This is a genomic window from Paenibacillus sp. 01L418 (assembly GCF_056400045.1).
Genome location: NZ_JBFTSN010000493.1, coordinates 1 through 4,291, shown reverse-complemented (window position 1 = coordinate 4,291; position 4,291 = coordinate 1). Strand labels below are relative to the sequence as shown.

The 4,291-nt window shown below is 43.3% G+C and carries 4 protein-coding genes; all 4 read right to left on the bottom strand.

Features of this window, described 5'->3' with window-relative positions:
* Positions 1-100: 100 nt before the first annotated feature.
* Positions 101-1,090, bottom strand: a complete 990-nt coding sequence (locus AC1DSE_RS31185) for a YhfM domain-containing protein (RefSeq protein WP_477510582.1) — start codon at positions 1,088-1,090, stop codon at positions 101-103.
* Positions 1,091-1,251: 161 nt separating this feature from the next.
* Positions 1,252-2,307, bottom strand: coding sequence for an HD-GYP domain-containing protein (locus AC1DSE_RS31180; RefSeq protein WP_430063499.1), 1,056 nt, complete (start codon positions 2,305-2,307; stop codon positions 1,252-1,254).
* Between the two features lie 92 nt (positions 2,308-2,399).
* Complete coding sequence (locus tag AC1DSE_RS31175) at positions 2,400-3,476, bottom strand: ThiF family adenylyltransferase (protein WP_477510583.1); 1,077 nt, start codon at positions 3,474-3,476, stop codon at positions 2,400-2,402.
* A 58-nt stretch (positions 3,477-3,534) separates the two neighbouring features.
* Positions 3,535-4,269 carry a molybdenum cofactor biosynthesis protein gene (locus tag AC1DSE_RS31170; protein WP_477510584.1) on the bottom strand — a complete coding sequence of 245 codons (735 nt, stop codon included), beginning with the start codon at positions 4,267-4,269 and terminating at the stop codon, positions 3,535-3,537.
* Positions 4,270-4,291: the final 22 nt, after the last annotated feature.

Genomic DNA, 4,291 nt, shown 5'->3' with positions numbered 1-4,291 from the left:
AAATAGCTGCTAAGCTTAGCGGTTTCTTCCATGTTGCCATGTGCCCAATAAAAAATCATCGCATTGTTTATCTTATAAATACGAGGGTAAAGCATATTAATCAATTCGGTTTGTTTTGAAAATCCTTTAGACCCTCTTCAAGCTGCTGCTCCGATTTAAAAATATAAATGGAAACCTGTTCTAGGCGAGTAGAGTCAGCTTCATTGTTTATAGGACTAACCGTATATCTGCTAGGATTAATACCATCCAAAATCCATTCCTTATCTGGACGGATCGGAGTCAAAAGCAGCTGCTGATTGCTTAATTCTTTTTCAATTAGACTTAAATAAAGGGGTGATTTGGTTATTATAGGATCAATGATTTGTGCCGTAATGGAGAACCGTATGGGTGGCGATGAATCGAGCTGCATAGCTGCTGCTCTTATAGCCACTGGCTGACCAATATGCAGCTTGCCATAGACTTCTTTATCGATGGTGTACCACGCTAGCTCGCGATTCTGTTCTGCTTTTGTAAACCAATCATCCATCGAATGGCTTTTTCTCTCGTCTTCTGACCAGTTCGCAGCCACTAAAATTCGATTCGATGCATCTCGGGCCATAACTTTTTTGTCCATTACAAGTCCTTCGACCACTTTCTCTGGCTCTGACCAAGATAGTATTTCCCGAATCTTAATTGTGTTAGAAGGAGATAGCCTGAACATCGTATGCGAGTCATCTAAATTAACGATTGAATCTGTTTTATCATCACCGATCAAAAGATAATATTCAGAGCTGCCGATTATTACTTTATAAGTTGGAGCTGCCATTTTCACGATACCTTTTAATGGTTCAGCTTCTTCAAAAGTTTGTTTAAATACATCTACAAGGTCGGCTTCCGTTATGGTCTGATAGATGGTTTCAATAGCTGCCTTGCTGCCATCAGCATTTTTGAGGTTATAAATGACAACTTTTTCACGGACTCGATTCGGCTGTTCGTTCGGTTCAATGATTGTTAGCTCGCTTGGTTGAACAGTTGGTGTATTACTAATTGCTTCGGATTTGCATCCGGTCATCATTAAAGCAATAATGATTATTGCTAAAATGCTTCTCACTCCATCACCTCTAGTCTTAATTTGCATATTTGGTATCATTTACAATAACAACGATAAAATCATTGTATAAGTTGCGAACGTGGTTGATAAGAATAAGCGGCAGCATAAAAAAAACCCGCAATCGCAGATATGATCTGCAATTCGGGTTGTTTTTGAAACATTTAAATATAAACCTGCTGGATTTCATACTCACGCTCAATGGCCATATCGATGAATTCTTCACCAATTTGAATAAGCGGGCGGAAAAACTCGGTAGGGTGAGTCATGACAATAATTCCACTTTCTCCACCTACAAGCTCGATTCTTTTGCCTATGAAATTAGGCATCATATGTTTAATAAAGGTGTGGGTTGTATAGGGATCAAGCTCTTTGAAGCTCAGCTGATAAAGTTCCTTTAGTACAAAAAGCAAATCACGCTTCTGTTGATACACGCGCTGGGAAATCATCGCACTGTAAATATCGACTACAGCAATGATTTTGGATACGGGATGAATCTCATCACCCTTCAGACCTTGAGGATATCCAGTGCCATCATTTCGCTCATGATGTTGAAGTGCTCCAATGGCTACAAATGGTTCATCCAGAGAGTCTAAAATAATTTCATGTCCGTATAAGGTGTGTCTCTTCACTTCTTCGTACTCTTCATCAGTCAGCTTCCCAGGCTTATTTAAAATGCTCTCTTCAATTCGGCATTTTCCGATATCATGGAGGAAGCCGGCATTGCCGATACGAACAGCTTCTTCATTGGAGTACCCGACCCAAGTAGCGAGATAATACGACAACATACCGACCTGCACGGAATGCTGATACGTATAATCGTCTTTAGAATTGAGTAATAGCAGCATAGATACAACATCGCGTTCCATTTGGAGGTTGCTCAGTAGAGGCTGGAAGATGGACGTTACTTCCTCGACATCCACTTTTCCTTGCTGATTCGCTTTCGTGAATAATCCCTCAAAGCTTTTGACAGCGTTTTCGTAAAGGGGCTGAACGGTAGGAAGCCACTTGGGATTTATAGTAGATTCAAGTGTACGACCTTCCGTTTCTTCGCTTACTCTTTCATCTATATCAATATAGTCCATTTGATGTTGAAATAATCTTGATATATCTTGGTTATTGAGTACTGTTCCTTTGGAGAGTACATGAAGTCCGTAATTGTTGAAAGTGTCATTGCTTAAACGGTCTCCATTAATTAATTCTGTAACATGAACTCTCATCGAGACACCTCATTGGTAGTAGTAGAAAAGATATACCTACAATAGTAGCAATGATTGATCGGATTGGCAATATGAGGGTATTATAATAGCGACTAATTACCTAATAATTCAGCATAAAGCGACCTTGCTTTTGATAATTGATCTGTGCCTTGGACGATGGCTCGGCCATCCTGGAACAGGACTAAGGTCAAATCAGCCTCAAGTTCAATTCGCAGTAAAAAACGATTGCGTGTTATTGTGCCAACCGGCTTTAAGCGTTCAGCTAACTCTTCCAAGTTCAGTAGAGCATCTTGACTCGGTGTAATTTGCACAGAATGGCGACCGCATAGAGCAGCAGCTGATCCCGACATTTGGTCTTCCAAAAATGCGAACTGCCTATTTCCGCAGCAGTCGCAATGGCTTCGCTTCGATTTGGCCACAGAAATAGGAAGCCAAGCATGATTCCAAAGGTCAACTTGAAATAAGGTGCCGTGAAGTGCGTTCTTGTTGCCTGAGAGCAGCTTAATGGCTTCCGTTGCTTGAAGAGAGCCGATGATGTCAACGACTGGAGAGATGACACCTGCCGTTTCACAAGTATCGGTCGTTCCAGGCGGAGGCGGTTCATTGAACAAGCATCGGTAGCAGGGGGATTCGCCTGGTATAATCGTCATTGTCATGCCCGATGCGCCGACGGCTCCGCCATAAATCCAAGGAATGCTGTACTTCACGCTATAATCATTAATTAAATATCGAACAGAGAAGTTGTCACTGCCATCAACAATAAGATCAACATCAGTGAGTAATTCTTCCGCATTCATTGCCGTTAAATCAGCAACTATCGGATCAATGAAGACAGAGCTGTTCATGGCTCGCAAATGCGCAGCAGCGGCCTCTGCTTTGGGAAGCAGCGATAATACATCTTCTTCGGTATACAGCATTTGCCGCTGTAAATTACTCCATTCAATAATGTCCCGGTCTATAATACGCACATATCCAACGCCGGATCTGACTAAATGCTGGGCGATGACAGAACCAAGCGCACCCATGCCAACGACCGCTGCGCGACTGCCGGTAAGCAGCTGTTGTCCTTTCTCTCCAACGGGTGAGAAGCGGACTTGTCTCGCATAACGAGCTGATCCCACGCCCGATATTTCAGGCGCAGCGTTATTTTGTGTGATTGGTTTGTTCATTTTTGCTAATCTCCTTAAAAGCATCGTGAAGCCATGTTCGACACGCCTAGTTGTAATTCTAAAAGTCCTTTAATTGTTCAGTAGGATTCCACGGGCCAAGCTGATGCCCTTTCCATTCTGATCCGTCTTCCCAAATTTCTTTCTTCCATATAGGGACGATTTGTTTAAGACGTTCAATGGCGTAGCGGCTCGCCTCGTAACAGCTGTCACGGTGGGGGGATGACACCGCGATAACGACGCTTGTCTCAGCGAGGCCAACAACGCCAATTCTATGGCTGATGGCACATAAGGCGCCTTGCCAGCGCTCGGCAATTTCATTGCCAATTTGCTGCATCGTTGCAATGGCCATCGGTGCATAGGCTTCATATTCAAGCCGTACCGTACGCTGCCCATGTGTCCATTCACGCGTTGTTCCTACAAATGCAATAGAGGCACCATTTTCCGGTACAATAACTTTTGCAAGCACAGCATCGGAGCTAATGACATCGTTTGTTACGATATAGCGCTCTATAGGCTCCTTGGCAAGCTCTTGTTTCTCTTCTCCTCCGGATACTGGCGGAAGCAGGGCTAGCTCGTCAGAGGCGTGTATGATCGTATCCTCGGCGGCGTAAACGTGGTTGCATGCGATAAAAGCTATCTGTATTAATGCTTGATGATCTGGGTATTCGTCAGAAATGGCGGCCTTCAGATCGGCTACGCTCATTTTCTCCAAATCCGATTGCAGCTGTATGGAAGGGGCCCCAATTCGCTCGGGAAGCCCTGCAAATAATTTAATAATCCAGTCATATTTCATGGTATAAAACCTCTCATCGTAT

Coding starts and splice junctions, on each gene's coding strand:
- AC1DSE_RS31180 (WP_430063499.1), bottom strand. CDS start 2,307: ATGAGAGTTCATGTTACAGAATTAATTAATGGAGACCGTTTAAGCAAT.
- AC1DSE_RS31175 (WP_477510583.1), bottom strand. CDS start 3,476: ATGAACAAACCAATCACACAAAATAACGCTGCGCCTGAAATATCGGGC.
- AC1DSE_RS31170 (WP_477510584.1), bottom strand. CDS start 4,269: ATGAAATATGACTGGATTATTAAATTATTTGCAGGGCTTCCCGAGCGA.